We start from the raw sequence: 26,325 nt of genomic DNA, 5'->3' as shown, positions 1-26,325 counted from the left end.
CGGCGGCGTTTGCGGCACTAGCCGGAGTTGCTGAAACGTAGCCAGCGAGCGGAAGCGCGCAGTTAAAAAGCGCGGGAGTCCAGAGGGCGCGCGCGTTAACGCGCCCTTTGGGCCAGTTTGGGCGGCGAGCCCAAGGTGTTGACTTTAAAGCCAGAGCGTCAAGCTCTACTTTGTCACCAGCACTGGTTTCTCCCGGTAATCCCCCGGAAAGACTTTCTCTAAATCTTTAATCTTCGGCAGATCGTTCACCACAATGTACGGATAGTCCGGATTATCATTCAGGAAGTTTTGGTGATAAGCCTCCGCCGGATAGAAGTGCGCATTGCTTTCCACCTTCGTCACCAGCGGATCGCTGTAGCTTTTGCTGGTGTTCAGTTGCGCAATATACGCTTTCGCCACTTCCGCCTGCGCCGCGTTCGTCGGGAATACTGCCGAGCGGTACTGGCTGCCGGTGTCCGGCCCCTGCCGGTTCAGTTCGGTCGGGTTATGCCCCACGGAGAAGAAAATGTGCAGCAGTTCGCCGTAGGTGATTTGCGTCGGGTCAAACGTCACTTTGACCGATTCCGCATGGCCAGTATCGCCGCCGCTGACCTGTTCGTAGCTGGCGGTTTGCGCGTCGCCGCCCGCGTATCCGGACACCGCGCTGGTCACGCCTTTCACATGCTGAAACACGCCCTGAATTCCCCAGAAGCAGCCACCGGCAAATACGGCTGTTTCACTGTGTGATGTGCCCGCCGGTTCGTCATGTGCCGGTGCGGGGATCACCACCGCCGTTTCCGCGCCGCCCCAGGACCAGGCGGTATTCTGAAAGACAAAGGCAGACGCCAGCACCAGACCGGCGATCACGCTGATATTGCGTAACGACTTCACTCTTTTTTCGGATGTTTTCACAGTTGTTTTCATAGCAGCCTCGCGGGAATTAAACTTTTGGACTGAACGTCATCGCCAGCCCGTTCATGCAATAACGCAGACCGGTGGGCTGCGGGCCGTCGTCAAAAACGTGGCCAAGATGGCCGCCGCAGCGACGGCAATGCACTTCGTCGCGAACCATGCCCAGTGTCGTATCCCGGCGGGTCAGCGCCGCGTCAGGCAGCGGTTTCCAGAAACTCGGCCATCCGGTGTGGCTGTCAAATTTGGTCGCCGAAGAGAATAAAGGCAGCGCGCAACCCGCACAGGCAAACTGCCCTTCGCGATGCTCATTATTGAGCGGGCTGGAATAAGGGCGCTCAGTACCGGCTTCACGCAAAACGTAATATTGTGCTTCGCTGAGGCGCTGGTGCCACTGCGCATCGGTCAGTTCAATTTCGAACGTTTCAGTTTTTGCCTGCGCATCAGCCTTGCGGGTAAATACCCCGGGGAAAAGCCCCATCACGGCAATCGCCGAGACGGCGGTGCTGCCTAAGAGGAAATTACGTCTGTTGATCATCATCGTCACCGTTGCGGTTACTGTCGATGACATCAGATTACCGGCGGATGTCTTACCGAATCCTCCCGAAAAGTTAACCATTTTGTGATAACTGACGAATTTGAATATTCTGGTATCAATTGATTTACATCTAAAATAAGCAGCAGAAACCCGTTGAAGAAGCGTTGATACCAGCCACCTATAATAATCCCCTGCGAATTATCCTAATACATTAATACCGGTAAAAACATGAACAGCAAAATAGTCACGGCGTTAACCTTAGCTTTGGTGACTTATTTACCTCCTTTCTTTTGTCATGCTTCGCTTATTCTTAATGAAACCCGGGTGGTATATCCTGAATCGAAAACGCAGGAATCTGTAAAAGTCGATAACCCGACGCGAATTAATTTCCTGGCACAGGCCTGGATCGAAAACGATCAAGGTCAGGAAGAAGGTCGTTTTACTGTGTATCCGCCGCTGTCTAAAATCAGCGGAAATAATGCCAGCACGTTGCGCATTGAAAAAATCGACGCCAGCAATCTTCCGTCAGACCGTGAAACGATGATGTGGCTGAATGTAAAGGAAATCCCGCAAAAAGCCAAAGAAAGCGGGCCGCAGCTGGTTGTCGCCTTCAAGACCCGCATCAAAATTTTCTACCGCCCGAAAGGGATAGACCCGGAACTTCATGACAGTTTTACCCAAATGACCTGGCGCGCGGAACCGGGAAAACTGATCGTCACCAATCCGACGCCTTACCATATTACCTTCGATAAAGTATGGGGCGGCCCGGTCAGTAACGACAAAAACAAACTATCCGCCAATATGGTTGAACCGTTTTCCACCCTGACAATTTCCGTTCCCGCCAGCGCCGTAGTCCATCAGGTGCATTACAATATTATCAATGATTTTGGCGGCGTATCAAAAATACAAAACATCTCTCTCTAGTATGTATTTTAATAAAATTTCCCACAGCGATTTAAACCCTCTCTGAAGGAAAGTGAGTCTCCACGTTTTAAATTTATAAAGGCAAGAAAATGACGTTGAATAAAAATGTATTAGCAGGTGCTTTAGCCTTATCTTTATTACCGGTCGCCGGTATGGTTCACGCTGATGACGCCGCTTCTTCGGTTGAAATTCAGTTCAATGGTTCGGTGAAAGCCCCGACCTGCACCATCAATGACAGTGGTACCGATCATTCCGTGAACCTGGCGGAAATCAACCAGGCGAAAGTTGCCGCGCTCACCACAGGCCAGGCCACCGCGGAAAATCAGCAACGTTTTCACCTTTCTGTGAACTGCGCTGAAAAAGCCAGTGCGGATGATTTGACGCTGACCATAGATGGTCATACCGATGGCTCAACGCCGAATATTCTGACCAACGCCAGCACCGATGCCGCCAGTGCAAAAGGCGTAGGCTTCGAGCTTTTCAGTGAGCAGGATCTGGCGACACCTCTTCAGGTGAATGGCGGCGTCGTGCCTTCTGCCGATTACATCGACCGCCTGAATCAGGGTAACGGAAGCATCAACTTTGTTGTGGAATACGCGAAACAGGACGCCACAGTCAGCGCCGGTGCTCTGACGTCCAACGCAACTTTTGCGTTCACGTATAAGTAACTCATAGGGAAATAACATCTGGCGTCATTCACCTCACGGGCGTCAGATGTTACCGGGCTTTACGGCCCGGATCCCGTCACCCGTCATGAAAATCCCCCCGCATTTTCTTACCCTTTTTCTGCTCCCGATGTGTTATCCGGGTGTTGTGTACAGTGAAGACTTCGATATGTCTTTAATGGAAAAAGTGGGCAATTTGCAGGGCGTGGATACATCAGTGCTGGAAAAAGGCGGCGAGATGATCGCAGGAAATTATCCGGTCGTTCTGCTGATCAATACTCAGGAAACCGGCCAGATCACGCAGTCTTTTCAGCTGGCGGACGGTTCCGTTCAGCCCGTTTTTACCACCGCGCAACTCAGCGCCTGGGGCATTACGCCCGACCATTCCCCTGAAGGTCCGCACCCGCTGGCTGCTTTTGTGGATGATGCCCGGGTAAATTATGACGCCGGAAGCGAACAGCTTTCCCTGACGGTTCCGCAGGCACGGTTTTCCGCCGGTTCAGGCGATATCGCGCCGGAAGAAAATTGGGCTGCCGGGCTTAACGCCGCGCGGCTCAATTACAACCTGAACCTGCAACGCAATACCGGCAGCCAGAGTCAGCAAAATGACACCGCCAGTTCGACGCTCAGCAGCGGCATCAATCTGGGAAACTGGCGGCTGCGCAACGACGGCTATTTTAACTACAGCAGCGAGGCGGGCAGCCATTATCAGAGCAGCGCCAGCTATATCACCCGCGATATCGCCGCACTGAAAAGTACATTTCGCGGCGGCGATTTCTTCACGAATGGCAAAATCTTTTCGTCCGTTTCACTGCGCGGCATGACGCTCTCTTCCAGCGATGAAATGCGTCCGGATAATCAGCGTTTTTACATGCCCGTCATCAGCGGAACGGCGCGCAGCAACGCCACCGTGGTCATCCGCCAGAACGGTTTTGTGATTGACCAGCGCCGCGTTACGCCCGGCCCGTTTCTGATTAAGGATTTACACAGCGCGAGCAGCTCCGGCGATCTTGATATCACCGTGACGGAAAGCGATGGCAGTACGCAACATTTTACTCAGGCGTTCAATGCCATTGCCGCCCTGCTTCCGCCGGGCGTGTTTAACTATGAAATCTCTGCCGGACGTTATCGCAACAGCATGACGGCAGGTCTGATGCTTACGCCAAAAATCTATCAGGCCAGCGCCTTTTACGGGTTAAGCAATACCTTCACCCTGCTTGCCGGTCAGCAGATGGCGACACAGGGCAACTTTTGTTATCAGAACAGCGGCGGCGGGCTGGGTGCGAACATCCCGGTGATTGGCGGGCTGTCATTAATGCTTAAACGCAGTCAGTCCCAAACCGCAAGCACCCCAAAAATGCGGCAAGGGAAACAGCTGGAAACGCTGTTTGTACGCACGGTCGACGAAACCCAAAGCACCCTGAGCCTGAGCTGGAAGCACAAATACAGCCAGAATTATCAGGAAGTCGGCGAAGCGATCAGCGCCGCCGAACTGAGCCCGGCAGGCATCCGCTACCGTGATCAGTACAACGTTCAGCTCGATCAGAGCATCGGTACAATGACCGTGATGCTGCGTTATACCGAAGACCGGCGCGGGGACGACAGCCGGCAGCGCAGTTCGCGTCTCGGGCTGAGCGTCAACCGCTGGCAATCACAATTTCAGGTTTACTACACCCATCAGCGAAGCCTTCAGGCCGTTACGGATAACAGCCTGACGTTCAACGTCGTGATCCCGCTGGGCGGATCCCAAAAACACCACGTCGGTTACAACGCCCTGACAGATTCGCGGGGCGGTACGCAGCAGACGGCCTCGGTGAACGGTTCTTTTCTTGATGATAATCAGCTGGGTTATGACGTCAGTCTTTCCGGCCAAGGAAGCCAGAAAACGGCGCAGATTTCCGGTGATTACAGCGGTGCGGCGGGCATTGTCAGCGCCGGGATTTCACAGGGGCGGGGTTATCAGCAAACCAGCCTCGGCCTGGAAGGCGGCGTGCTGGTGCATCATCATGGCGTCACGCTCAGCCAGCCGCTGGGCGACACGGTGGTGCTGGTTCACACCCCGCAGACATCGGGGCTGAAAATTGAAAACAGCGAAAATATCTCTACCGATCGCTGGGGCAACGCGGTGATCCCGTACGCCGTGCCTTACCGGGCAAACGATGTGGCGCTGGATCCTGAATCCCTCGACAGACATATCGATGCGTCTTCGACCGTAAAAAGGGTGATTCCGACCCATGGCGCAGTCATCGAAGCCGAATTTAATGCCCGCCGCCACGACCGGCGTTTTGCCAAAATACTCGATAAAAAACAGCAGCCCCTGCCATTTGGCGTCAGCGTTCAGGATGCCGGTCATTCTGAACTGGGCACCGGTGGCGCAGCAGGTATTTTGCTGGCGGATTTCAGTAAAGCCCGTTGGCCGCTGGCCGTCACCCTCAACGGCAAGCTGCTGTGCCATATTCCCCGCCCGGCAACCTCCGGCGCTTCCTCCGACACATCAACTTTGTGGAAATTATCATGTTCATAGCGCGCCGCAATAGCTGGCTGTTATTGCCTTTGCTTGCTCCGGTTCTGTTATCCCAGACACAGGCCAGCGAAAACAAAACCCTGTTACTTAAAGCCGGCACCGTCGCGGTAAAACAAATCCAACCCGGCGGCACGCTGCTGGGCACCTTTCCTGCCAGCACGTTAAGCCATGCGGTGTTGCCCGACGCTGACCTCAATGTGATGATCCCGCACCCGGTCTGGGATGAAGGCCGGGGCATTTATCAGACGGATATTCCGGGGATTGGTTTTAGCTTTTGCCAGCAGGACGGAAGCCTGTGCCTGCACAACGGCGCGGCGCTGATGGGGTCGTCCGTTCCGGCGTCGATGAAAAATTTCGCGATCCGCCTGTATAAAACCGGTCGGGTTCAGGCCGGTGAATACCATTTACCCGCCCTGTTTACCCTTAATCAGGCAGGTGCTCCGCTTATGTCGCTGGGCCTGAATGCGCTGCGGCTTAACGTCAGCCAGTGCAGCATCACCCGTAATTCGCTGCACGTCACATTCCCCGACGCCACGCCCGGCACGTCTCCGGTGCTTTCCCGCGTCCGTTTTCATCTCCCCTTGCGCTGTAACGCGCCGGAAGATTACGACAACCTGGACATTCATTTTGTGTACAACGGCAAGCGGATTGACGCGCAACACATCGAAACCAGTCTGCCGGGCATCGGGCTGAGCGTGAGGACAGAACAGGGAAAATATGTTGATTTCAGCGCCGCCAGTACCGATGCGGACGCGGCATTTCATGAGACGGGTTACGTGGCGGAACTGAGCCGGGCTCCCGGTGAGCCGGTGCAGACCGGGAAATTCAATGTCAGTGTTACGGCTGTACTGACGATGCGCTGAGTAAGTCCGGGCTAACGCTGAGGCCGGACTTCAGCGCGCCCACGACGGCTGCATCCAGCCCGCCACCGCGGGCGTTTTCTTCCATGATCGCAAAGCTTTTTTCCGGTGAGTATGCCGCCTTGTAGCAACGCTCTTCCGTCAGCGCGGCATAATTATCCGCGACGGAAATAATGCGCGAGCCCAGATCAAGCTGCGTGCTTTTCAGGTAGAAAGGATAGCCTCTGCCGTCCAGCCGTTCATGGTGAAAACTGGCGCTCTGCGCGACATCGCACAGACCGGGCACCGCGGATAAAACATCCCAGGTATGCAGCGGATGGCGGAAAACCAGTTTTCTCTGCATTTCATTCAGCGGCGTTTTTTGCGTCAGCACCGCCGCCGGGACCGCCAGTTTTCCGAGATCGTGCAGCAGACCGGCGATATGAATTTTTTCTATGCCCGTCTGTGAAAAACCGTATAAACCGCCCAGCTGAGCACTCAGTTCGGCAACTTTGAAAGAATGACCCATGGCCGAGCAACAATGTGTATCAATCACGCGCGCCAGCAGACTGGCAATCTGGAGTAACTCAGTGTCCGTCATGGTATATGCGGGGAAAGGTGCGAGCAGGCGAATTTCAGTGCTGAGAGCAGAAGACGCGAGCTGCTTCCAGAATTCCTGCTGTAAACCCAGATCACGCAGGGCAATAACGTCATCCAGCGCGTATTTACACCCGATGGAATCGCACAGGGTTTGCATGGCCTTTTCGGGGTAATGCCCGCGGGGAAATTCATACACGCTGAGGGCGGCGAGGTCGTCTGCCAGTTGCAGCAGGCTGTGTTCTGCATTGTGAATACCTGCGCCACAAATCAGACCGGCGCATCCGGCCAGCAGCGGGATATTACTCAGCCGTTGCGCGCAATGCGCGGGAGAATGCGCGCCGTTACCGATATCCCACAGCAAGGCGGCGATAAACAAACGCCGCTGAACTGGCTTGCTGAGGCCACGATGTCGGGCGATGTTGTGTGTAATGTAGGCCCGGCGGGCGCTTTGATGAGGAGTTTCCGGTTTCAGTAAGTCCAGCGCCGAGGAAAAAGCAGCGAGAAAATCAGTAAAATTGACGGTCATTGAATGCTCCCGTGCAGGCGGGAGAAAATGCGCGTGGCCCTGCTCCCTCCGATACGTTGTGATCAGGCAGCACAGGAAACCGTATTTCAATTAAGCAGACAATTTAATTACCCGATGGGGGCATATATAGGTTTTTATTTTTCATTCAGCAGACTTCACCGGATAATTAATTATCCCCGGCAACAAAATTACCCACACGCGAATAAGGGATAACAGCAAGAAGGAGAGAAAATCCACCGATATTTTCCCGAAGTACGACTATCGGATTTTAATTTGTATACTCTTAATCTGAGACGCCTTTTCTCAGAAGATCACTTGAACGACTTCATGGATATCTAACAGGGTCAGATGAAATATCTTATTGATAATAAAATAGAATTCAACTCAGACGACGGGTCGCTCTTTTATCCCGCCAGCAAAGATATTATAAAACTCACTCTGCCAGCGTCGCGCCTTCTGGAGGAGTTTCTGTTATCGGACGGGCGTGACCTGACCCGTGATTACTTACTCGAAACCGTGTGGGATCGCCACGGTTTGCAGGCATCAGGCAATAATCTTAACCAGTACATCAGTATCCTGCGCCGCAATCTGGCGATGCTCGATTGCCATGAACTGATTGTGACGCTGCCGAAAGTCGGCTTCAGGCTGAATACCAGCATCAGCGTGATGCCGGTAGCGGAGACAATGCAGCAAGAAACCGCGCCGGTACCCCGGACGCCACCTCCACCTTCTCAGCCCATGGTTTCTGAAACGCCGGTTGTCACGGCTGCGCCAAAAAAGAAAACCCTGCCGGTCATTTTTGGGGCGCTGACCGTATTGTGCGCCGCCGCTTTCGGGTTGTGGGAATATCAGGATGATCATGATGAGAAAACAGTGGTTACTCACAAGGAAAGCGGTTGTGAGGTGATTTTTCTAAAGGACATTTCTGAACGGCGTCAAAAGGATGCTATGCAGGAAGTGGCTAATATCATGAAGAAAAATGGCCTTCAGTGTCTCAAAGACAATGTGATTATTTATAACCGTGAAGTGACAGTGTCCAATCTGGACACCCGGCGGACATTGCTGTCTTTATGCGTCCTGGGGAAGAACAGAGAAATTATCTCCTGTGATAATTTTTATCATTATAAATGGATCAAACCATGAGATACCTGAAACCTCTGCGTTTTTCTCTATTACTGCTGGCTGTGGTCTTCATCGCCTTAATTGTGGCGTTCCTCTTCCCGCGTAATTCTGTGCCGTCGCTTAACTGTAAAGGCTTTGCCAGATGGAGTATGGATCTCGAACGAGGACAATTAATTTTTTCACTCAATGAAAACCTTCAGTTTTACGGGAAGGACAAAGGTATTGTGCAGTACGAAGGCAATGTGAAATCACCTTCGAAAAATACCTACCTGGAGCGCACGATCTATCTGACTCACGGCGTCAGGGTCGACAGTAAAACCTATCACTTCACCATTGAAAAAGTGACACCGTCACCGCTAGATACCACGCCGGATGCCGACTTCAATCAGCTGTGGCTTGAAAACAGCGGTGACAGCACATCGATAAACATCGGGGTAAGAAATATCCGTGACAGCGCGTATGTGATCAGCAGCCCGTACGCGCCACAGTTCGTTTGCGTGGCGAACTGACTTAGATTTAAAACCTTCATCATCGCGAACTGAAGCATAAAAAACTATACATGTCATTTTTACAGATATAAATTGAGGTGAGTAAGCCTCGTGTCGTTTTATAGCATCTTCACACCAGCACCTGGCTGGCCTATTTTGCCAGGTGCTTCAGAAGACATAAAACGACATATGACAGGTCTAAAATGCGTATCAACTCAATGAAAACTCTCGTTGCTGGCAGCACGCTGGTCGCAGTAATGGCCTTTACCGGACAGGCTCAGGCGTTAGAACTGGGTGCCAAAGCAGGCACTGATTTCACCGAGCTCAATGTCGGTATGGGCCGTGCAACTTCCGGTCTTTACCTTGACAGCAACTGGGCAAAAAACACCAGCAACGGACGTCAGGCAGGCGCGTTAGGCGCAGGTTTTAATATTCCTGTTGGCCCGGCAATGATCAACCTCGGCGCAAAAGCCGTGTATATGCAAGGTTCAGTTTCCGATAACGAAGGCGTGGCTTTCCCGGTCGGCGGCGGTATTACCGTGCCCTTCACTGACTCACTGGCTTTTTATGCTGAAGGTTATGCCGCGCTCGATTCTTTAATTAACCGCGCGAAAAGTTATGTTGAAGCCGATGGCGGATTCAGCTGGGTTCCGTTCCAGCCATTAAAAGTAAAAGCCGGTTACCGTTATATCGGCGTTGACGGCAGCGCAGGGAATCCAAATGAACGCATTATTGATGGCGCTTATTTAGGTGGCGAACTGGATTTCTGATTTCACGCGTCTGATTTCAAAAGCCCGTTTATCTGAAGCAGATCTCCGCTTTCATTGCGCAAAGGGAGATCTGCCGGTTCTGAATATTGAATGAGTCATATGTTGTGAACAATTTCTTAAAAACCGTTCTTTCCCTGAGCCTCGTTTTTTCTCTGACAGGTTGCATGATGGCGCGCCCACGCGATCATCACCCGCATTACGACCATCATCATGACGCCCACCATGCGGAATCTCATCATCCGCAGCATGATCATCACCCCCGTTAAGGCACATTTTTAATCCCCGTTATGTCCGCCCTGAAAGCGTTCATCTTTCAGGGCTGTCCGTTGAAAGAAAAAGGGGCAATAACGTCACCGTGATTACCATTGGCGGGCACCACGTTAAGCGATAGAAATAAAATGGCCCTCAGCTTGCGGGCCATTTATTTGGCTTTAATTTAATCCCCCCCTGTGATTAATTAATTTCCATGTTGTACCTCTGCTATTAACCATAAAGATTGTGTGACTGTTGCCGATACTTGCTGAGGGAATTTCACCCACCATCAGAATATTAACAAGTAAGGAAACGCGTCATGCAATTCAGGGTAAATCTATTATTACCGGCAATGGTACTTTCTTTGGCAGGTTGCGCGACGCCGCCATTACCGCAGACACACCAGACAATGAGTTCAACGGAAATACGCTCTGACAATGGAAGTCAGATGACACTGAATGTTATCTACGAACTGAAAACGAGCATTAGCCAGCCGACGGACAGTAATCTGAGAATGATCAACCGTTCTGATACTGCAGCGGTTACCGGATTGAAAACACTGCATGTTTTAGTCGGGATGTTTGCAGGCGGCGTTCAGGAGACAAGTTTTAGCAAGGAGCAGCTGAAGGGCACGCCGGTGATGAGCGAAGTCAATCCATCGCTGACTTATATGGCACCGAAGCTGACCGATAACGTAAAAAATCAAATGCAGAGCAGCGTACCAACGGTATATAAGAAACCGGTCGAGATATACGTCAATAACTGGTATCTGGTCTATGAAAACCTCTCCGGCGGAGATAATTACGAACTTCACTATAAAACGACCATCAGCAAAGGCGGCGAGAGCGCCAAAATGGTCGGTTTTGATGTTGTCTGCGAACCCGAAGCCGTTAAAGCCCCGCTCGCAGACTGGCAGGCAAATAATTATCAGAAACTCCACGACGTCACAAAAGTTTATATGGATACCTGCCTGAATGATTTTGATAAAAAATTCAAATCATTCGTAAACGGAACGTCAAATACGGATAAAACAATAACGCTGCAATAACGTCCATGGGTGCGCAGGTAAATAGCCTTTAGGCACAGGCATTAAGCATTAGGCACGAGCTACTGGCCGCTTTCAAAAATCACGCCGCAGGAGTGGTGGAAAACCGAGCGTGTTTTTGCGAGGTTTGTAACCCGAACGAAGGGCACCGCGCAGCGGCGGGATTTTGCGGCACTGGCCGGAGTTTCTGGAACATAGCCAGCCAGCGGCAGCGCGTGTTGAAAAAGCGTGGGGAAATCCAAAAGGGGAAACGCTTTCCCCTTTTGGTCGGTTTCGGCACGAGCCGCTGAGCGATCACTGCAATTGAAAAACCGAAACTTACACCAAGCTGGCGCTTGAAGTCAGTTTGGGCGGCGAGCCCAAGGTCTTGCGGGGTTGGGCAGCAGCCCAATACTATTCCCCTAAAAGCGGCGGCACTGACGGCACCATTGGTGCATTATCTATATCCGCCTGCGTCATCCGGAACGCCTCCGGGTAATGCTCCCGGCTGGTGCGCCGCAAAGGCTCCGTTGACCGCCAGGTGTATAAACAACGCTGGCACTGATGTACCGTCCAGACCCCTTTCACCGGCGATACCGCCATCCGCTCGATATGCTCACCGGCACAACGTGGACAAATCATAATCACTCCTAAAGTCAGTCAGTTAATGCTCAGACCTGACGGCCCGCCAGCAGGGAATTCAGTTTCACAACCCAGTCTTTGGTTTCCGGTAAATCACGTACCGGCTGGCTGTAATGCCCTCGGTTATCCGGCGCGACCGGCGTGGTGGCATCGATGATCAGTTTGTCGGTGATCCCCGCCGGAGAAGACCCCGGATCCAGCTCCAGCACGGACATGTTCGGCAACTGAACCAGATCGCCCGCCGGATTTACTTTCGCGGAAAGCGCCCACATCACCTGCGGCAGGTTGAACGGGTCGACGTCCTCATCCACCATAATCACCATTTTCACGTAGCCCAGCCCGTGCGGCGTGGTCATGGCGCGTAAACCGACCGCGCGCGCAAAGCCGCCATAGCGTTTTTTGGTGGAAATAATCGCCAGCAGCCCGTGCGTGTACATGGCGTTAACGGCCTGAACTTCCGGGAATTCAGCTTTGAGTTGCTGATACAGCGGCACGCAGGTCGCCGGGCCCATCAGGTAATCGATTTCGGTCCACGGCATCCCGAGATACAGGGATTCGAATACCGGTTTGGTGCGGTACGACACTTTATCAATACGCACCACGGTCATATTGCGGCCACCGGAATAGTGCCCGGTGAACTCCCCGAACGGCCCTTCGATTTCACGTTTACGGCCTTCGATAACCCCTTCGAGGATCACTTCTGAACCCCACGGCACGTCGAAACCGGTCAGCGCCGCGGTGGCGATCGGGTACGGCGCCTGACGCAGCGCACCGGCCATTTCATATTCTGACTGGTCGTATTTCAGCGGCGTTGCGCCCATCAGCGTAATGATCGGGTCGTTGCCCAGCGTGATAACAATCGGTAAATCTTCGCCGCGCTCTTCGGCTTTATGCAGATGCAGCGCGATATCGTGCATCGGCACCGGCTGGAGGCCGAGTTTGCGCTTGCCCTTCACTTCCATCCGGTAAATGCCGACGTTTTGTTTGTCAAAACTGTCCGGATCGGTCGGGTCGCGGGAAACGACGCAGGCTTTGTCGAGATAGAAACCACCGTCGCCATCGTTCAGGCGGAAAAGTGGCAGGATGTCGAACAGGTTAATGTCTTCGCCATCGACGGTGTTTTGCGCCCACGGCGGATTATCCCGGCGCTCCGGTTTTACCGGGAAGGTATCCCAGCGGCGGATGTATTCGGCAATCTGTTCGTTGGTCGAGGTATTGGGCGGCAGCCCCATCGCAATCGCATGGTTTTGCCAGGAACCGAGCGTATTCAGGGCGATACGGGCGTCGGTAAACCCTTCCACATTGTCAAAATACAGCGCGGGCGCGCCTTCACCGATACGACCGGTGGCGTTCGCCGCCGCGGCCAGATCGGGCTCTGCTTTCACCTGTTCGGTGATTTTCAGCAGTTGTCCGTTTTCATCCAGTGCGCTCATAAAGCTGCGCAGATCATCAAAAGCCATCTCGACTCTCCTGTTTCGGTTGAACGATTACTACGTGTTTTAGAACTTAGAAATTGAACGCTATAACGTGACGTCGTCACTTTTTGGCGATAACCCGGCCCAGCGTTTTGCGCGGTGATATTCCAGGCCAAACTGGTCGAGTACGCGGGTCACGATATGGTCGGTAACATCCTGAATTGTCTCGGGATGGTTATAATAGGCGGGCATCGGCGGCACGATCGCCGCGCCCATTTGCGACAGCGCGAGCAGGTTTTCGAGGTGAATGGTGCTGAGCGGTGTTTCACGCGGAACCAGCACCAGTTTACGGTTTTCTTTCAGCACAACATCCGCCGCACGGCCGACCAGCCCTTCGGCATAACCGGCGCGGATCCCGGCCAGCGTTTTCATGCTGCACGGAATAATAATCATGCCGTCGGTTTTGAATGAACCGGAGGATATCGTGGTCGCCTGATCGGCAGAATTGTGCGTAAAATCAGCCATTTCAGCGACTTCACGAGCGGTATAGGGCGTTTCCAGTTCAATGGTGGTTTTCGCCCATTTCGACATCACCAGGTGCGTTTCTACTCCGTCGATTTCCCGCAGCGCTTTCAGCAGCGTGACGCCCAAAGGTGCGCCCGTCGCGCCGGTCATCCCCACAATCAGTCTCATACCACCCTCACTCACGTTGGCCTTTTCGAATATATTGTTCGTATACGAACTATTTTTACCTTATACTCATTTTCAAATCCCCGCAATGGTCTGTCGCATTCGAGATCCATAGATTGCTAAGATAGGGCGAAACCATAAGAAAGCCGGGAACGATGATGAGCACACAATTGAGACAGGAAGCCTTTCACTTAATGCGTAAGGTATTCCAGCAACACACCGCGAGATGGCAGCAATGCATTCCGGATCTGACCAAACCTCAGTACGCGGTATTGCGCTCAATTGCTGAAAACCCGGGCATTGAACAGGTGCAGCTGACCGACGTTGCCATCAGCAGCAAGGCCACGCTGGCGGAAATGCTTTCACGACTTGAGTCGCGCGGTTTGTTAATCCGTGAGGCGGATCCGGCGGACAAACGCCGGCGTTTTATTACCCTGACCGGGGAAGGAAAAGCGGTTCTGGCCAAAACCCAGCCGCTCGGCCAGCAGGTAGACACTGAGTTTTTGGCAAGACTTTCTCCTGATGATCAACAGCATTTGGTTCGCCTGTTGAAAGCGATGATGGAGGAGTAACGGAGAGTTTTATGATTGAAGAAGTCGTGTTGCTTGATGTTAAAAATCAACCGGCCGGTACCATGGATAAAGCGCTGGTGCACAACGCTCAGACGCCATTGCATCTGGCTTTTTCCTGCTACATCCACAACGATCGCGGCGAGTTGCTGATCACGCGCCGGTCCCTGAACAAAATCGCGTGGCCCGGTGTCTGGACGAACTCCGCCTGCGGGCACCCGCTTCCCGGCGAATCATTGCAGGCAGCCGTTTACCGCCGATGCCAGTATGAACTGGGTTTATCGGTTGAAAAAATCACCTCGCTGATCGGAGAATTCCAGTACATCGCAACCGATGCTTCCGGGATTGTCGAGAACGAATTCTGCCCGATTTTTTCCGCATTTTGCCGTAGCGCTCCCGAGCCACGCGACACGGAAGTCATGGATTATCAATGGGTAAAACCGGAAGATTTGCTGAACAGCGTGCGTGCAACACCCTGGGCGTTCAGCCCGTGGATGGTGTTACAGCTGGGTCAGATTACGGAGAAAAACCTGAGCCTGCTGGGGTGAACGTAAGCGTACAAAACGAACATGCTGCCAGTCAGGATCCACCAGCAATGCCTGATACTGGCGGCGGTTTTTGGCGAAGGTTTTCAGCGTCCACAAAATAATGGAATCCCGGCTGAAAAAGCTTTTGCGAAACGTCTCACGATTTCCCGTTCCAGCCCAAATTTCCTGCTTGTGCCATGCGCGTGTGGCGGCACGTTTCACCGCCTGAAACAGCGTCCGCCCGAACGAGTAGTCCACCCAAATAATCAGATCGATTTCCCGCCATTTAACGGGCTGCGTGCGTTTATAATTGCCGTCCAGCACCCAGCCTTCGCTGGCGGAGAGCATTTCGCCAAGCCGGGCGAAAAATTCCTCATCCGGCGTGCCCTGCCAGTCTGCCCGCCAGAACAATGCGTCCAGTTCGATATACGGAATATTCAGCTTCTGAGAAATCCCGCGCGCCAGTGTTGATTTCCCGCTTCCGCTGGTGCCAATGACATTGATTTTCACTGAAGAATTCTCCGCTCGCTGTTTTTCTCGCCAAAAAGGGCGCGTATTCTGCCGCGAAATTAACCGGTTGTATAGCGAGGGAACGTTGAAAATTTGTTGCCACATTTAGCAGAAAACAGATTGTTCCTACACACAAACGTCACATTAAATGATTATTATAAAGCTCATCTGTAGCCTGCTACAGTCGATTTAAGGTTTCCCCTTGTAACTCATTCCAATGCCCGTTTCCCCTGACGGGCATTCTTTTATCTGCGATTTACTGCAAGCTTTTACGCCCTGAAAGGTAGCGGACGCCCTGATCGCCGAACTCTTCCTCATGCATTTCATTGGGCTGAAGATGAAAAATCTCCCCGGTGCAATAGGTTCTGAGCCCGTTTTGGGTGGTGATAGTGATTTCACCGCTGAGGATAAAAGCCATGGCTTCGAACGGGTGAGCATGTTTTTCAAGACGGATTAGCGGTTCCCGCTCGACCAGCACCGGCTCGTCAAAACCATTATCGATGAGCAGCAGTCTGAATTCATTTTCTGTCATAAGATCACCTGAGTATTTATGCGGACTTTCTGATAATACCAGATGGTGTTGCACTTAACAGACGGCGGGAACAGGGATCAGGAAGAAAGAAAAACGGCCCGCAAAATTGCAGGCCGCTGAGTCACAGATAATGAACAACATTTAACAAATCAGAGCGCTTTCAGCGTCTCAGCAATCACGTCTTTTACCGGTGTCGTCGGGCGACCAATCAGTTTGCTCAATGTATGAGAATCATCAAACAGCCCGCCTTTTGCCGCGCCCGCATCAGAATCTGCCAGCATATTCGCCAGCCAGTCCGGCAAACCTGCGCCGATCAGCGCCTTCGCAAATTCAGCTTCCGGCAGATTAACGTAATCCACTTTTTTACCGGACTGCTTCGCGATTTCTGCGGAGAATTCAGCCAGCGTATACGCCTCATCACCGGCTAATTCGTAAACTTTACCCGCCTGATTATCGAGCGTCAGCACTGCGGCGGCGGCTTCGGCATAATCCTGACGTGCGGCAGAAGCAATACGCCCTTCGCCAACAGCGCCGATAAACACATTGTGTGCCAGTGCAGGCGCCACGCTTGCCGCGTAGTTTTCGGTGTACCAGCCGTTGCGCAGCAGAACGTGAGGCACGCCGGATTCGCTCAGTGCTTTTTCGGTCGCGCGGTGTTCCACGCCCAGGCCCAGCGGGCTTTTGTCTGCGTGCAGCAGGCTGGTGTATGCCAGCAATTTAACGCCTGCGCGTTTCGCGGCGACAATCACCGCATTGTGCTGCGCCTCACGCTGACCGACTTCGCTGGAAGAGATCAGCAGCAGTTTCTCAACGCCTTTAAACGCGGAATCTAATGTTGCAGGCTGGCTGTAATCGGCCTGACGCACTTCCACACCTAAATCAGCCAGGTCTTTGGCTTTTTCCGGGCTGCGCACGGCAGCAATAATCTGGTTAGCAGGCACTTTCTTCAAAAGTGCAGCAATAACGAGGCGGCCTAACTGGCCGGTAGCACCGGTGATTGCAATCATTTTGTTTCTCCAAAAAGTGTTTTATTCAACATGAGGCCCGAAAGACGCTGGCTCTGAAAACATCCTATGCGATATACTAACTTTTCGTAAGTACGCACCAAAAGGTTAGTATGAAAATAATTCCTTCCGACATACCGGCAGAGCGTTTGCCCCTCACAGAACAGATCCGCCGGGGCGAAGTGCTCGACCCAAACTGCCCTTCCCGCGAAATCCTCCGGCACATCACCAGCCGCTGGGGTTTACTGATATTGCTCGCCCTGAGTGACAAAACGCTGCGTTTCAGCGAACTGCGCCGCAAAGTCGGGGGCGTCAGTGAGAAAATGCTGGCACAGACATTACAGTCGTTAGAAGAAGATGGCTTTGTTGACCGCCGTTCGTTCCCGGTCGTGCCGCCGCACGTTGAGTATAGTCTGACCCCGCTGGGGATTGAGGTGAAGGATCAGGTTTCCGGGCTGGCGAACTGGCTGGAATCGAATTTGCACCGCGTCATGAAGCAGCGCAGCCTGCGCGTGGTCGGGGAAAATGAGTAACAAAAAAACTTAACAAGAAGGCCAAAATTCTCGCCTATCATTGATTCAACTCGCCAACTAATATCATTTCATTGATTCGATAAATGATTTTATTTTCAACAGGCGAGGTGGTTAATGTCCCAGTCTCAAACCCACAAGCAGCACGTTACGCTTGTCATTACGCACAAAGTTGCGCCTGCCCGTGAAGCAGAGTACGAAACCTGGCTGAATAAAATCATGCCGCAGGCGAGTACCTTTCCGGGCCATCTGGGCGTCAACGTCATCCGTCCAAGCCGCAGCGGCGATGCCTACACCATTCTGGTGCGCTTCGACACGCTGGAAAATCTCAACGCCTGGCACAAATCAGACCTGCGCAAACAGCTGGTGGATGAAGTTAGCCCGCTGCTTTTACAAAGCGACAGCACGGAAGTGCGCCCCGGTGCCGAATTCTGGTTCACCCCGCCCAGCGCCACCGTTCGTCCTCCGGCACGCTGGAAGCAATATCTGCTGACCCTGCTGGTGATTTACCCGTCAACGCACATCGTTCCCTGGTTTTGGGGTCTCTTTTTGCCGCAGCTCAAAGGCACGGAGGGCGGCCATTTACTCAATGACGCGTCCGTCGTTGCGCTGGTGGTATTCCTCTGGATGCCGATTATTACCCGAGTTTTCCATTCATGGCTGACGCGCACAACCGCGCAATGACAGGAGCTTTTCCAATGACTCATTTTGCTTCCCTGATCTTAACCAACGGTAAATTCCACACCGTCGACCGCGAAAAACCGCAGGCGAACGCTGTGGCAATTAAAGACGGCAAATTCCTTGCCGTCGGCACAGAAAATGAAGTGATGCAGTTCGCCGATGCGGGTACGCAGGTGGTTGATTTGCAAGGTCACACGGCGGTTCCCGGCCTTAACGACTCTCACCTTCACCTGATCCGCGGCGGTCTGAATTACAATCTGGAATTACGCTGGGAAGGCGTGCCTTCTCTGGCCGATGCGCTGCGGATGCTCAAAGATCAGGCCATGCGCACGCCAGGCCCGCAGTGGGTTCGCGTCGTGGGCGGCTGGACTGAATTTCAGTTCGCCGAACGCCGCATGCCCACGCTGGATGAAATCAATCAGGCCGCGCCGGATACGCCGGTGTTCATCCTGCATCTCTATGACCGCGCCCTGCTCAACCGCGCCGCGCTGAAGGTGGTCGGCTACACCAAAGACACGCCAAACCCGCCGGGCGGCGAAATTCAGCGTGACAGCAACGGCAACCCGACGGGCATGCTGATTGCCAAACCCAACGCGATGATTTTGTACTCGACGCTGGCAAAAGGGCCAAAACTGCCGCTGGAACAACAGGTGAACTCCACGCGCCAGTTTATGCGCGAACTGAACCGTCTCGGGCTGACCAGCGCCATCGATGCGGGCGGCGGCTTCCAGAACTATCCTGAGGATTATCAGATCATTGATGAACTTCATCAGAAAAATCAGCTGACCGTGCGCATCGCCTACAACCTGTTTACCCAGCGTCCGCAGCATGAGCTGGATGATTTCAAACTGTGGACCGACATGCTGAAACCCGGTCAGGGCACGGATTTCTACCGTCATAACGGCGCAGGCGAAATGTTAGTGTTTTCGGCGGCAGATTTTGAAGATTTCCTGCAACCGCGCCCGGATTTACCGCCGGGTACGGAAATTGAGCTGGAGCGCGTGGTGCGTCATCTGGTCGAGCATCGCTGGCCGTTCCGCCTGCACGCCACATATGACGAATCCATCAGCCGCATGCTGGATGTGTTTGAAAAAGTGAACAGCGATATTCCGTTTAACGGCCTGCACTGGTTCTTCGACCACGCGGAAACCATCACCGAACGTAATATTGAACGCGTCAAAGCGCTGGGCGGCGGGATTGCGGTACAGCACCGCATGGCATTCCAGGGGGAATATTTCGCTGAGCGCTACGGCCTTGAAGCCACCAAACACACGCCGCCGGTGGCGAAAATGTTGTCCGCCGGTGTACCAGTCGGGCTGGGCACCGACGCCACCCGCGTGGCCAGTTATAACCCGTGGACGGCACTCTACTGGCTGGTTTCCGGCCGCACGGTCGGCGGAATGGCGATGTACGATGACGACGCAAGAATCGATCGCGAAACCGCGCTGATGTTGTGGACGCAGGGCAGCTCGTGGTTCTCCAGCGAACAGGGCAAAAAGGGCCAAATCAAAGCCGGGCAGCTGGCGGATCTGGCGGTGCTTTCTGAAGATTTCTTCAGCGTGCCGGAAGAACGCATTAAAGGCATTGAATCGGTAATGACAGTGGTAGACGGCAAAGTGGTGTACGCCGCGGGTGGATTCTCACCGCTTTCACCGCCAGCGATCCCGGTTCTGCCGGACTGGTCGCCGGTCACCACCGTGCCGGGGCATTACCGCTCCGCACCTCCGCAAGGTGCCGCACGCGTCGGGCTGGTTCGTCAGGCTCACCAGTGCGTCGGCCCTTGCGGCGTGCACAAACATAGCCACGACATCGCCCGTGGTTCCGACGTTCCGGTCTCCGACGACAACGCCTTCTGGGGCGCACTTGGGTGTTCGTGCTTCTCTTTCTGAGGGTGTTGTTTTAGCAAATACACCCCTTACCCGGCCGGGTAAGGGGTAATCCTTTTTAAACCTGCGGCTGCGCAATCACCGGCGGTAACCAGCTGCGGTAGCCAAAGGCGCGGCGACCGACGACGATCAGCACCAGCCCTAATGCCAGCGCGAAAGCCAGGATAATGGCGATGATTTGCAGCGGCATAAAGCTGCCCGCCAGCGCCGTCACCGCCAGACCACTGACCGGCACCGAACACATATTCATCAGACCAATCAGCCCCATGGTTTTGCCCAGATGCTCTTGTGGAATAATCTGGCTGCGTAAGGTGCGCAGGTAAACGCTGAATGCGCCGTCGAAGGCCATCAGCACCGCATAACCCACCAGATACATCGCGAAATCGAGTGACAGCGACATCAGCGCACCAGACAAAATCATCCCGCAAAATGACAGCGTTCCCAGCGTCGAGAGGCCAAACCGTTTGGCAATGCGCGGCACAAAGATAAACGTCACAATGGTGACCAGCGCGGCGGACGTTTGTAATACGCCAAAATAGCTTTCCGGCAGGTGGAATTCTTTCAGGATCACCGCCGCACTCACCACCAGCGCCGCCCCGTAAACCAGATTCACCACCCAGGTCAGTGCGCACAGATGAAGCAGGATTTTATTCTGCTTAAGCACCTGAATCGCCGTCAGGTTCGATTCCACAATTGAGCGGAAACTCATCTTCTCAGCAACCACCAGATCGTGTGTTTCGAGGAACAAATAGTTGATGGCCGAGATGGCAAACAGCACGGCGGCACAGGCTAAAATTGCCCCGACGCCGCCGTACACAGAAATAGCTACCGCCAGCGCGGGGCCGAGCACTTGCGTAATCTGATCAACGCCTTGCAGCATGGAATGCGCTTTCGGCAACGTACTGGCCGGAATATGGCGCGGCAACAGCGCTTCAGTGGCAACAAAGTTCAGCACGTAGGCGACTGACAGCAGTGCCATCATGACGGCAAGCACCGGGAACGTGGCGCTCGGGTGAAAAGTCAGGGTCAGGAAGGCCACCACCATCAGTACCGAACGCCCTGCTTCTACGTTGAAGAAGATAAAACGCGGTTTGATACGGTCTGCCAGAAAACCAGACAGCGGGAAAAACAGAATGCGCGGCAGCCATTCAATGACGAAAGCCAGCGACGAAAAAGTCAGGGAACCGGTGGCTTTCAGAATCGCCAGCGGCACGGCAAACAGCAGGAACTGATCGCACAGTGACCCGGCAAAGCGGGAAAAGACAAAACGTTTTAATCCAAAACGATCACTGTTCATATCATCACTATCCTTAAAAGAGTTCAGGGGCCACCGGCACAGGCGCGGCAGCCCGGTTAATATCAGGCCTGACGAAGCGTAAACAGCGAACGCGCGTACTGATCGGCAATCGTTAAATGCTCATCAAAACCCGGTTCCGCCGCACGCTGTGGCCAGAAATACTCCACCGAGCCTTCGCGGGTTTTCCACGACACCAGCTTTTTCGATGTATCCAGCGGCTTAGCCGTGACCTGCATATTCACTACGTGGTCTGGCAGGCTGGCGGGCAAAGTGACTTTTTCAATCACGCCTTCGTCGGCTTTAATAAAAGCAACAGCGCTCAGACCGCGGGGCTTCAGGGTGTCAGGCAGGGGTTTTAGTTTGTTCAGATGGCTAAGCACGTGCAGTTCATAAGGATTGATGCCGTAGGTTCTTTCCACCAGATCCATGATGGTGTCGCCACCGGTGCGCGCCCCCACTTCAATGATTTTGATTTCATTCGTCGGGGTAATGCGCGCTTCAAAGTGCGCCACGCCGTAACGGATCCCCAGCGCATGGCAGGCACGTTCGGCGATGTCGCGTAGCTGCTTATTGTTACTGTGCAGCGACGGCATGCTGTGGCCCACTTCCACGAAATTCGGCTCTTCGCCCAGGTATTTGTCGGTCACGGCCATCGCGCGATGATAGTCGCCCTGATTGATCACCTCGACGCTGACTTCCTGCCAGGCCGGAACATATTCCTCGACCTGGAAGAGGTCTTCCGGCGCAAAAGATTCCCCGTTCAGTGAAATCACATCGGTCACGCATTTGCCGAATACTTCTTCGATTTCGTCTTCACGGCTGATTTTTAATACACCCAGGCTGCCCGCCATTTCACGCGGTTTAATCACCACCGGCAGACCAATCTCAGCGATCAGTTTTTTGAGTTCGTTTAAGGTACGAAACGCCGCGAAGCGGGGCACCGGCAGGCCAGCAGCTTGCAGGATCTGCTTCATGACAAATTTGTCGCGGCAGTTGGTGATCGTCTGGCTGTCGTTCCCGTGCAGCTGGTAATGCTCAGTCAGCAGGCTGGCGGCGCGCACGGTGAAATCGTTCATCGGGATCACCGCCGCAGGGGTTTCACCGGTCTTGCGTTCGTGGTCCAGGACGGCGCACAGCACCGCCTCAGCGTCCGCGACATCGCCCGGCAAAAAGCCGTCGAAGAATTTAATTGTCGGTGTGGTGCGGTTTTTCGCCATAGTCAGAACCCGCATGCCGCCAGAAGCCCGCAGGGCACCGGCTAAAACACGCTCACGTAAAGCAAACTCACCGCCGAGGATCAAAATATAGGTGTTGTTCATGTTAAAACTCCTGCAAGTCATAAGTGGCCGTTATGCTGGCCATCGGATTAAAGCTCTTTACCAATCGTCCAACCGCCATCAATCACCAGTGTTGAACCGGTCACAAATCGCGCTTCCGGCGAGGTGAGATACATCGCCGCTTGTGCCACATCCTGCGTTTCGCCCAGCACAGGCAGGTACTGACCGCGCTGGATCTTCTCCATCTGTGCCGGATTGTCGTAATAAGGTTCGGTCAGCGGCGTGCGGATAACCCCGGGCGCAATGGCATTCACCCGGATCTGATGCCTGCCGTATTCCAGCGCGAGTTGTTTCGTCAGGCCAATCACTGCGTGTTTTGATGAGACATACGCGGTGCGATCCGGCTCGCCCATCAGCCCCGATACCGAGGCGATATTGACGGCATTGCCCGGTAAGTTCTGACGAACCAGTTGCTGGCAGAAGGCACGCCCGGCAACGAAACTAGCAGTCACATTGACGGCAAAAACGCGTTCCCACAGCGACAGCGATAACTCATCAATGCGGCAGATTTCGCGGGTGCCGGCACAGTTGATTAAGACGTTATTGCCGCTGGCGTACTCTGCCGTTTCAAACAGGGCATCGAGGCGAATGGAGTCAGTAATATCCAGCTGATGGTGAGAGTAGTCAGGCTCATCGGTGAAAACGGACGGGGCGCAGTCAATGCCTTCGACCACATAACCGGCTGCCAGATAGGCCGCCACCATCGACCTGCCGATCCCACTGGATGCGCCAGTGATAAAAGCTTTATGGTTCAGGCTCATGCGGCCTCTCCTTCAGTACGCTGGAACGTGACCAGGATGATGTCGCGCACGGCAGTCTCTCCGGGTTCGCGGCAACCGACCGGCGTCACGGCGTGATATTTGTCGTGATTCACCACCAGCGTGTCGAACAGGTTCTCAAGGCGCAGCACCCGCTCAATGTTTTTAGGGTTCGGCGCAATCAGATTGTCGCCACCCAGCATATTGGCGGAGGCATGGATGAGATGGACGAACACCACATCCTCATCATCTTTATGCAGCCACACGGGTGAGCTGTAGGCAGGTGCATCGCACTGCGCTTCATAGCGAAACAGATGAATGCCGACGGTCAGTTCTTCCAGCGGCCCGATACGTTCATAGGCTTCAACAAAAGCGATATCGTCTTGCAAAATTGCCTGCATCAGACGGTTCGCGGTGATATTTTCCGGCAACAAAGTATATTGGCGAATAATACCTCCGGTATCCGGATTGTATTTTTTAGTTTGCTTATAGGCTGTGAAATGACCAAAAAACAGTTTCCCCTCTGCGTCGCGACGGCATTGCGCATATCCGCGCCAGCGGTTGCCCGGAGAATAAGGATCCAGCGTCAGACTTTCGTACGCAATTTTTAACTGTTCCAGATCAGAAAGAAAAACATCTTTATTTTCGTAATGGGTATCAGGCAATGCCTGATAATAACTACCGGGAATAAAAGCGTATCCTCCGGCGGCAAGATGATCAATATGTTTCATATCAGACTCATTATTAATTCAGAATACAGAGAGAATAAATCGCCGTTGTTAATTCATTCCGATTATGTCCAATACACCACTTTGCTGTTATTAAGTCTGCCGATAAAGCGTCCGGCTGTAAGACGGCTTCCCTGACTCACACTGCTTACACCGTGCAAATGACAGGCATTCATAAAGTAAATGTCACCGGCGTTCAGCTGCACGGATAACGACTCCACGCCCTGGAGCAGATGTGGCGGGTACGGATAACCGGTGTCCGTCACACCAAAGCGCGCACGGCAAAGTTCGTCCGGGTCGAGGTTCCACATTTTCAGCTCGCCGCCGCCCTGCGCCGCTTCCAGACACACGTTGAAAGCAGTCACCGTCATTGCATCGGCAATTTCGAAATTATCCTGAAGCGCAAACTTAAGCTGGGCGCGGTCTTCATGCGGCATCAGCGACATAGCACCGTTGTCCAGCCAGCGGCGGAAAGTGGCGAAACAGGCGTAAGTATTTTTATATCGCGCCGGGCCAAAGTGAATGCCTTCCTCGAGGAATAAATCTTCCAGCGTGCGGTTGAGGAACAGGGATTCTGTGGCATACGTGTCGGTCACTGACATCAGCTCGGCGACGCTGGCATTCACCCGGTTCACTTCCGCCATATATTGTTCGCCATTACGTGAGAACTGCGTGGCGCCAATCTGGTTGGTCAGCACAAAACCGTCATCCGCACGGTTTCCACCGCCGTTACGATTTACCATCTTATTGAAGTTTTCAGCCACATCCTGGCAAATCTGTTTATTCGCGAAATTACGAATAACATATAAAACATTGCCCTGATGATGGCCATGCAGAATAATATTTCTGATAACGCTGGCATCAACATTATCGGGTTGCGTCTCTAAATAACCGAAATTCTTTTTCACAGAGCCAGACAAAATCATCTCTTGCTGTTTTTCAGCCAATAGTTCACTCATGATGTTCCTGCCAAAGAATATTTAAAGGATAACCGCGCGAAAATAACGTAATAAAATTAAGTATAAATATAAATCAGAGGCTATATAAACAAAGGCGAATACAACATCCCGCCCTGCGACCATAAATTATTATCCCGACGCGCCTGATTCAGTTCTGAGTATTTCCCCAGATTGCGCTGGAATATTTCACCGTAGTTGCCGACCTGATGAATAATCTCGCGAATAAATTCAGGGCGCAGGCCCAGATTTTTACAATTCTGTTCTGACGGATACAGGAAGGTCTTGAGATAACCCGTCGCCTCCTGACTCATTTCATGAATATTTTTGCTGCTGACTTGCAGGTTTTCCGCTTCAATCAGCGCTCGCATGACCCAGGTTACCGCTTTCAGCCACTGCGGATCATGCGATGCCACCGCCGGTGACATGGTTTCCAGTGAGATACGATCCTGCAAGATAATGTGTGCGTCTTTATCCTTCAGCTGAGCGCGTTCACCGGCCAGCAGATAGGAGTCGAGACAGTAGATATTGCATTCACCATGCTGATAAGCCTGGCGTGCCTGAGTCGGCGAATCAAACAGGCTGATTTCGCAGGACAGGTTTAAATTTCCAAAATAACGCTTCAGATTTTCTTCGGTGGTCGAACCGCGCATCGCCGCTATCCGGCGCTTGCGGGTATAACTTGCCTGTTCAACCGGTTCGAGCAAATTACTGGCCGGCGTCATCAGCACTTCACCGTCAAACAGCATCGGGTGAACAAAAGTAACCTCTGACTCCGCCTCACGCTGGAAGGTAATACTGGAATTGAACGAACCCAGATCAATCACACCATCACGCAGCGCCCGGAAACGGTCACCAGACTGCAAGGGCATGTAATGGATTTTTCCTGCATCGCCAAACACCGCGACCGCCACTGCCCTGGCTAAATCAATGTCGAACCCTTCCCAGCAATTCTTTATTGCGTTACGAAACGACAACCCTCTGAAACCCAGACTAACGCCAACATTTAGCACATCACGCTGGCGGATCATTTCAATTACCGTTTGGTTTGACATAGCTAACCCATTAAATAAATTGACTATTATGGTCGATTTGCACCAGAT

Annotated in this window: 28 protein-coding genes; 13 read left to right on the top strand and 15 right to left on the bottom strand. The window is 53.2% G+C overall.

All coding sequences use genetic code 11. From position 1 onward, the window contains the following. Nucleotides 1–165: 165 nt before the first annotated feature. A complete protein-coding gene (msrA, locus tag KWG64_RS19545; RefSeq protein ID WP_370628729.1) occupies nucleotides 166–903 on the bottom strand; it encodes a peptide-methionine (S)-S-oxide reductase MsrA in 738 nt (245 codons plus the stop codon). 16 nt (nucleotides 904–919) lie between these two features. After that, complete coding sequence (msrB, locus tag KWG64_RS19540; RefSeq protein WP_255562241.1) at nucleotides 920–1,459, bottom strand: peptide-methionine (R)-S-oxide reductase MsrB; 540 nt, start codon at nucleotides 1,457–1,459, stop codon at nucleotides 920–922. 195 nt (nucleotides 1,460–1,654) lie between these two features. Here msrB and KWG64_RS19535 point away from each other — a divergent pair, with 195 nt between their 5' ends. The 4 genes from KWG64_RS19535 to KWG64_RS19520 all read left to right on the top strand — a co-directional run bounded on the left by KWG64_RS19535 (nucleotide 1,655) and on the right by KWG64_RS19520 (nucleotide 6,402). Next, nucleotides 1,655–2,350, top strand: a complete 696-nt coding sequence (locus KWG64_RS19535; RefSeq protein WP_255562240.1) for a molecular chaperone — start codon at nucleotides 1,655–1,657, stop codon at nucleotides 2,348–2,350. An 89-nt stretch (nucleotides 2,351–2,439) separates the two neighbouring features. Continuing rightward, nucleotides 2,440–3,018: a fimbrial protein gene (locus KWG64_RS19530; protein WP_218522871.1), complete on the top strand. Its 579-nt coding sequence runs from the start codon at nucleotides 2,440–2,442 to the stop codon at nucleotides 3,016–3,018. 166 nt (nucleotides 3,019–3,184) lie between these two features. After that, the gene (locus KWG64_RS19525) at nucleotides 3,185–5,539 is read left to right on the top strand and encodes a fimbria/pilus outer membrane usher protein (protein ID WP_218522870.1); all 2,355 of its coding nucleotides are present in this window, start codon (nucleotides 3,185–3,187) and stop codon (nucleotides 5,537–5,539) included. Continuing rightward, a complete protein-coding gene (locus KWG64_RS19520; RefSeq protein WP_218522869.1) occupies nucleotides 5,530–6,402 on the top strand; it encodes a hypothetical protein in 873 nt (290 codons plus the stop codon). Before KWG64_RS19525 ends, KWG64_RS19520 begins: the two co-directional genes overlap by 10 nt. Here the strand turns inward: KWG64_RS19520 and KWG64_RS19515 are convergent. Further along, nucleotides 6,377–7,504 carry an HD-GYP domain-containing protein gene (locus tag KWG64_RS19515; RefSeq protein ID WP_218522868.1) on the bottom strand — a complete coding sequence of 376 codons (1,128 nt, stop codon included), beginning with the start codon at nucleotides 7,502–7,504 and terminating at the stop codon, nucleotides 6,377–6,379. The two genes, KWG64_RS19520 and KWG64_RS19515, sit on opposite strands and share 26 nt — an antisense overlap. A 348-nt stretch (nucleotides 7,505–7,852) precedes the next feature. On the opposite strand from KWG64_RS19515, the gene KWG64_RS19510 reads away from it, so the two are divergent. The 4 genes from KWG64_RS19510 (at nucleotide 7,853) to KWG64_RS19495 (ending at nucleotide 11,184) form a co-directional block, all read left to right on the top strand. After that, nucleotides 7,853–8,647 carry a helix-turn-helix domain-containing protein gene (locus KWG64_RS19510; RefSeq protein ID WP_218522867.1) on the top strand — a complete coding sequence of 265 codons (795 nt, stop codon included), beginning with the start codon at nucleotides 7,853–7,855 and terminating at the stop codon, nucleotides 8,645–8,647. Then, a complete protein-coding gene (locus tag KWG64_RS19505; protein WP_195813489.1) occupies nucleotides 8,644–9,135 on the top strand; it encodes a FidL-like protein in 492 nt (163 codons plus the stop codon). The genes KWG64_RS19510 and KWG64_RS19505 overlap by 4 nt, the downstream gene beginning before the upstream one ends. 197 nt (nucleotides 9,136–9,332) lie before the next feature. Next, entirely contained in the window at nucleotides 9,333–9,884 is a 552-nt protein-coding gene (locus tag KWG64_RS19500; RefSeq protein WP_255562239.1) for a YfaZ family outer membrane protein, read from the top strand. A 571-nt stretch (nucleotides 9,885–10,455) separates the two neighbouring features. After that, nucleotides 10,456–11,184, top strand: a complete 729-nt coding sequence (locus tag KWG64_RS19495) for a hypothetical protein (RefSeq protein ID WP_218522865.1) — start codon at nucleotides 10,456–10,458, stop codon at nucleotides 11,182–11,184. A 390-nt stretch (nucleotides 11,185–11,574) separates the two neighbouring features. Here the strand turns inward: KWG64_RS19495 and KWG64_RS19490 are convergent, their stop codons facing one another. From KWG64_RS19490 to KWG64_RS19480, 3 genes are read right to left on the bottom strand one after another with little or no spacing between them, the layout of a single operon-like run. Further along, complete coding sequence (locus KWG64_RS19490; protein ID WP_218522864.1) at nucleotides 11,575–11,802, bottom strand: non-oxidative hydroxyarylic acid decarboxylases subunit D; 228 nt, start codon at nucleotides 11,800–11,802, stop codon at nucleotides 11,575–11,577. A 29-nt stretch (nucleotides 11,803–11,831) separates the two neighbouring features. After that, nucleotides 11,832–13,262 carry a non-oxidative hydroxyarylic acid decarboxylases subunit C gene (locus KWG64_RS19485; protein ID WP_218522863.1) on the bottom strand — a complete coding sequence of 477 codons (1,431 nt, stop codon included), beginning with the start codon at nucleotides 13,260–13,262 and terminating at the stop codon, nucleotides 11,832–11,834. A 60-nt stretch (nucleotides 13,263–13,322) separates the two neighbouring features. Beyond that, nucleotides 13,323–13,910 carry a non-oxidative hydroxyarylic acid decarboxylases subunit B gene (locus KWG64_RS19480; protein WP_218522862.1) on the bottom strand — a complete coding sequence of 196 codons (588 nt, stop codon included), beginning with the start codon at nucleotides 13,908–13,910 and terminating at the stop codon, nucleotides 13,323–13,325. A 155-nt stretch (nucleotides 13,911–14,065) separates the two neighbouring features. Here KWG64_RS19480 and KWG64_RS19475 point away from each other — a divergent pair, with 155 nt between their 5' ends. Both KWG64_RS19475 and idi read left to right on the top strand, forming a co-directional pair. Beyond that, nucleotides 14,066–14,479: a MarR family winged helix-turn-helix transcriptional regulator gene (locus tag KWG64_RS19475; RefSeq protein ID WP_195826023.1), complete on the top strand. Its 414-nt coding sequence runs from the start codon at nucleotides 14,066–14,068 to the stop codon at nucleotides 14,477–14,479. 11 nt (nucleotides 14,480–14,490) lie between these two features. Further along, a complete protein-coding gene (gene idi, locus KWG64_RS19470; protein ID WP_218522861.1) occupies nucleotides 14,491–15,024 on the top strand; it encodes an isopentenyl-diphosphate Delta-isomerase in 534 nt (177 codons plus the stop codon). Here the strand turns inward: idi and KWG64_RS19465 are convergent. The 3 genes from KWG64_RS19465 to KWG64_RS19455 all read right to left on the bottom strand — a co-directional run bounded on the left by KWG64_RS19465 (nucleotide 14,977) and on the right by KWG64_RS19455 (nucleotide 17,052). Further along, on the bottom strand, nucleotides 14,977–15,513 hold the full coding sequence (locus KWG64_RS19465; RefSeq protein ID WP_218522860.1) for a shikimate kinase: 537 nt from the start codon (nucleotides 15,511–15,513) through the stop codon (nucleotides 14,977–14,979). The two genes, idi and KWG64_RS19465, sit on opposite strands and share 48 nt — an antisense overlap. A gap of 256 nt (nucleotides 15,514–15,769) precedes the next feature. Further along, nucleotides 15,770–16,045 (bottom strand): cupin domain-containing protein, encoded by a 276-nt coding sequence (locus KWG64_RS19460; protein WP_195812980.1) that lies wholly within the window; start codon nucleotides 16,043–16,045, stop codon nucleotides 15,770–15,772. A gap of 149 nt (nucleotides 16,046–16,194) precedes the next feature. Further along, nucleotides 16,195–17,052: an SDR family oxidoreductase gene (locus KWG64_RS19455; protein WP_218522859.1), complete on the bottom strand. Its 858-nt coding sequence runs from the start codon at nucleotides 17,050–17,052 to the stop codon at nucleotides 16,195–16,197. A 110-nt stretch (nucleotides 17,053–17,162) separates the two neighbouring features. Between KWG64_RS19455 and KWG64_RS19450 the strand changes: the two genes are divergently transcribed. The 3 genes from KWG64_RS19450 (at nucleotide 17,163) to KWG64_RS19440 (ending at nucleotide 20,149) form a co-directional block, all read left to right on the top strand. Further along, nucleotides 17,163–17,582: a helix-turn-helix domain-containing protein gene (locus tag KWG64_RS19450; protein ID WP_218522858.1), complete on the top strand. Its 420-nt coding sequence runs from the start codon at nucleotides 17,163–17,165 to the stop codon at nucleotides 17,580–17,582. A gap of 114 nt (nucleotides 17,583–17,696) precedes the next feature. Further along, the gene (locus KWG64_RS19445; protein ID WP_152326773.1) at nucleotides 17,697–18,263 is read left to right on the top strand and encodes an antibiotic biosynthesis monooxygenase; all 567 of its coding nucleotides are present in this window, start codon (nucleotides 17,697–17,699) and stop codon (nucleotides 18,261–18,263) included. A gap of 14 nt (nucleotides 18,264–18,277) precedes the next feature. Continuing rightward, a complete protein-coding gene (locus tag KWG64_RS19440) occupies nucleotides 18,278–20,149 on the top strand; it encodes an amidohydrolase (RefSeq protein ID WP_218522857.1) in 1,872 nt (623 codons plus the stop codon). A 55-nt stretch (nucleotides 20,150–20,204) separates the two neighbouring features. Here KWG64_RS19440 and KWG64_RS19435 read toward each other — a convergent pair whose 3' ends face one another. The 6 genes from KWG64_RS19435 to KWG64_RS19410 all read right to left on the bottom strand — a co-directional run bounded on the left by KWG64_RS19435 (nucleotide 20,205) and on the right by KWG64_RS19410 (nucleotide 26,277). After that, nucleotides 20,205–21,443, bottom strand: coding sequence for an MFS transporter (locus KWG64_RS19435; protein ID WP_152326771.1), 1,239 nt, complete (start codon nucleotides 21,441–21,443; stop codon nucleotides 20,205–20,207). Between the two features lie 62 nt (nucleotides 21,444–21,505). Then, the gene (locus tag KWG64_RS19430; RefSeq protein WP_218522856.1) at nucleotides 21,506–22,762 is read right to left on the bottom strand and encodes an acetyl-CoA carboxylase biotin carboxylase subunit family protein; all 1,257 of its coding nucleotides are present in this window, start codon (nucleotides 22,760–22,762) and stop codon (nucleotides 21,506–21,508) included. A 47-nt stretch (nucleotides 22,763–22,809) separates the two neighbouring features. Beyond that, the gene (locus KWG64_RS19425) at nucleotides 22,810–23,541 is read right to left on the bottom strand and encodes an SDR family NAD(P)-dependent oxidoreductase (RefSeq protein WP_218522855.1); all 732 of its coding nucleotides are present in this window, start codon (nucleotides 23,539–23,541) and stop codon (nucleotides 22,810–22,812) included. After that, nucleotides 23,538–24,269 carry a 3(1)-hydroxy-L-isoleucine 4-dioxygenase HilB gene (gene hilB, locus KWG64_RS19420; protein WP_218522854.1) on the bottom strand — a complete coding sequence of 244 codons (732 nt, stop codon included), beginning with the start codon at nucleotides 24,267–24,269 and terminating at the stop codon, nucleotides 23,538–23,540. Before hilB ends, KWG64_RS19425 begins: the two co-directional genes overlap by 4 nt. Nucleotides 24,270–24,331: 62 nt before the next feature. Continuing rightward, nucleotides 24,332–25,225, bottom strand: a complete 894-nt coding sequence (gene hilA, locus KWG64_RS19415) for an L-isoleucine 3(1)-dioxygenase (protein ID WP_218522853.1) — start codon at nucleotides 25,223–25,225, stop codon at nucleotides 24,332–24,334. A gap of 80 nt (nucleotides 25,226–25,305) precedes the next feature. Then, nucleotides 25,306–26,277: a transporter substrate-binding domain-containing protein gene (locus KWG64_RS19410; RefSeq protein WP_195812989.1), complete on the bottom strand. Its 972-nt coding sequence runs from the start codon at nucleotides 26,275–26,277 to the stop codon at nucleotides 25,306–25,308. Between the last annotated feature and the right edge of the window lie 48 nt (nucleotides 26,278–26,325).

The organism is Rahnella sp. PD12R, assembly GCF_019200965.1.
GTDB classification, from domain to species: domain Bacteria; phylum Pseudomonadota; class Gammaproteobacteria; order Enterobacterales; family Enterobacteriaceae; genus Rahnella; species Rahnella laticis.
This window is presented reverse-complemented; position numbering and strand designations above follow the sequence as displayed.

Excerpts from the sequence above, each read along its gene's own strand:
- msrA (WP_370628729.1), bottom strand. The coding sequence starts at position 903 with ATGAAAACAACTGTGAAAACATCCGAAAAAAGAGTGAAGTCGTTACGC.
- msrB (WP_255562241.1), bottom strand. The coding sequence starts at position 1,459 with ATGTCATCGACAGTAACCGCAACGGTGACGATGATGATCAACAGACGT.
- KWG64_RS19535 (WP_255562240.1), top strand. The coding sequence starts at position 1,655 with ATGAACAGCAAAATAGTCACGGCGTTAACCTTAGCTTTGGTGACTTAT.
- KWG64_RS19530 (WP_218522871.1), top strand. The coding sequence starts at position 2,440 with ATGACGTTGAATAAAAATGTATTAGCAGGTGCTTTAGCCTTATCTTTA.
- KWG64_RS19525 (WP_218522870.1), top strand. The coding sequence starts at position 3,185 with ATGTCTTTAATGGAAAAAGTGGGCAATTTGCAGGGCGTGGATACATCA.
- KWG64_RS19520 (WP_218522869.1), top strand. The coding sequence starts at position 5,530 with ATGTTCATAGCGCGCCGCAATAGCTGGCTGTTATTGCCTTTGCTTGCT.
- KWG64_RS19515 (WP_218522868.1), bottom strand. The coding sequence starts at position 7,504 with ATGACCGTCAATTTTACTGATTTTCTCGCTGCTTTTTCCTCGGCGCTG.
- KWG64_RS19510 (WP_218522867.1), top strand. The coding sequence starts at position 7,853 with ATGAAATATCTTATTGATAATAAAATAGAATTCAACTCAGACGACGGG.
- KWG64_RS19505 (WP_195813489.1), top strand. The coding sequence starts at position 8,644 with ATGAGATACCTGAAACCTCTGCGTTTTTCTCTATTACTGCTGGCTGTG.
- KWG64_RS19500 (WP_255562239.1), top strand. The coding sequence starts at position 9,333 with ATGAAAACTCTCGTTGCTGGCAGCACGCTGGTCGCAGTAATGGCCTTT.
- KWG64_RS19495 (WP_218522865.1), top strand. The coding sequence starts at position 10,456 with ATGCAATTCAGGGTAAATCTATTATTACCGGCAATGGTACTTTCTTTG.
- KWG64_RS19490 (WP_218522864.1), bottom strand. The coding sequence starts at position 11,802 with ATGATTTGTCCACGTTGTGCCGGTGAGCATATCGAGCGGATGGCGGTA.
- KWG64_RS19485 (WP_218522863.1), bottom strand. The coding sequence starts at position 13,262 with ATGGCTTTTGATGATCTGCGCAGCTTTATGAGCGCACTGGATGAAAAC.
- KWG64_RS19480 (WP_218522862.1), bottom strand. The coding sequence starts at position 13,910 with ATGAGACTGATTGTGGGGATGACCGGCGCGACGGGCGCACCTTTGGGC.
- KWG64_RS19475 (WP_195826023.1), top strand. The coding sequence starts at position 14,066 with ATGAGCACACAATTGAGACAGGAAGCCTTTCACTTAATGCGTAAGGTA.
- idi (WP_218522861.1), top strand. The coding sequence starts at position 14,491 with ATGATTGAAGAAGTCGTGTTGCTTGATGTTAAAAATCAACCGGCCGGT.
- KWG64_RS19460 (WP_195812980.1), bottom strand. The coding sequence starts at position 16,045 with ATGACAGAAAATGAATTCAGACTGCTGCTCATCGATAATGGTTTTGAC.
- KWG64_RS19455 (WP_218522859.1), bottom strand. The coding sequence starts at position 17,052 with ATGATTGCAATCACCGGTGCTACCGGCCAGTTAGGCCGCCTCGTTATT.
- KWG64_RS19450 (WP_218522858.1), top strand. The coding sequence starts at position 17,163 with ATGAAAATAATTCCTTCCGACATACCGGCAGAGCGTTTGCCCCTCACA.
- KWG64_RS19445 (WP_152326773.1), top strand. The coding sequence starts at position 17,697 with ATGTCCCAGTCTCAAACCCACAAGCAGCACGTTACGCTTGTCATTACG.
- KWG64_RS19440 (WP_218522857.1), top strand. The coding sequence starts at position 18,278 with ATGACTCATTTTGCTTCCCTGATCTTAACCAACGGTAAATTCCACACC.
- KWG64_RS19435 (WP_152326771.1), bottom strand. The coding sequence starts at position 21,443 with ATGAACAGTGATCGTTTTGGATTAAAACGTTTTGTCTTTTCCCGCTTT.
- KWG64_RS19430 (WP_218522856.1), bottom strand. The coding sequence starts at position 22,762 with ATGAACAACACCTATATTTTGATCCTCGGCGGTGAGTTTGCTTTACGT.
- KWG64_RS19425 (WP_218522855.1), bottom strand. The coding sequence starts at position 23,541 with ATGAGCCTGAACCATAAAGCTTTTATCACTGGCGCATCCAGTGGGATC.
- hilB (WP_218522854.1), bottom strand. The coding sequence starts at position 24,269 with ATGAAACATATTGATCATCTTGCCGCCGGAGGATACGCTTTTATTCCC.
- hilA (WP_218522853.1), bottom strand. The coding sequence starts at position 25,225 with ATGAGTGAACTATTGGCTGAAAAACAGCAAGAGATGATTTTGTCTGGC.
- KWG64_RS19410 (WP_195812989.1), bottom strand. The coding sequence starts at position 26,277 with ATGTCAAACCAAACGGTAATTGAAATGATCCGCCAGCGTGATGTGCTA.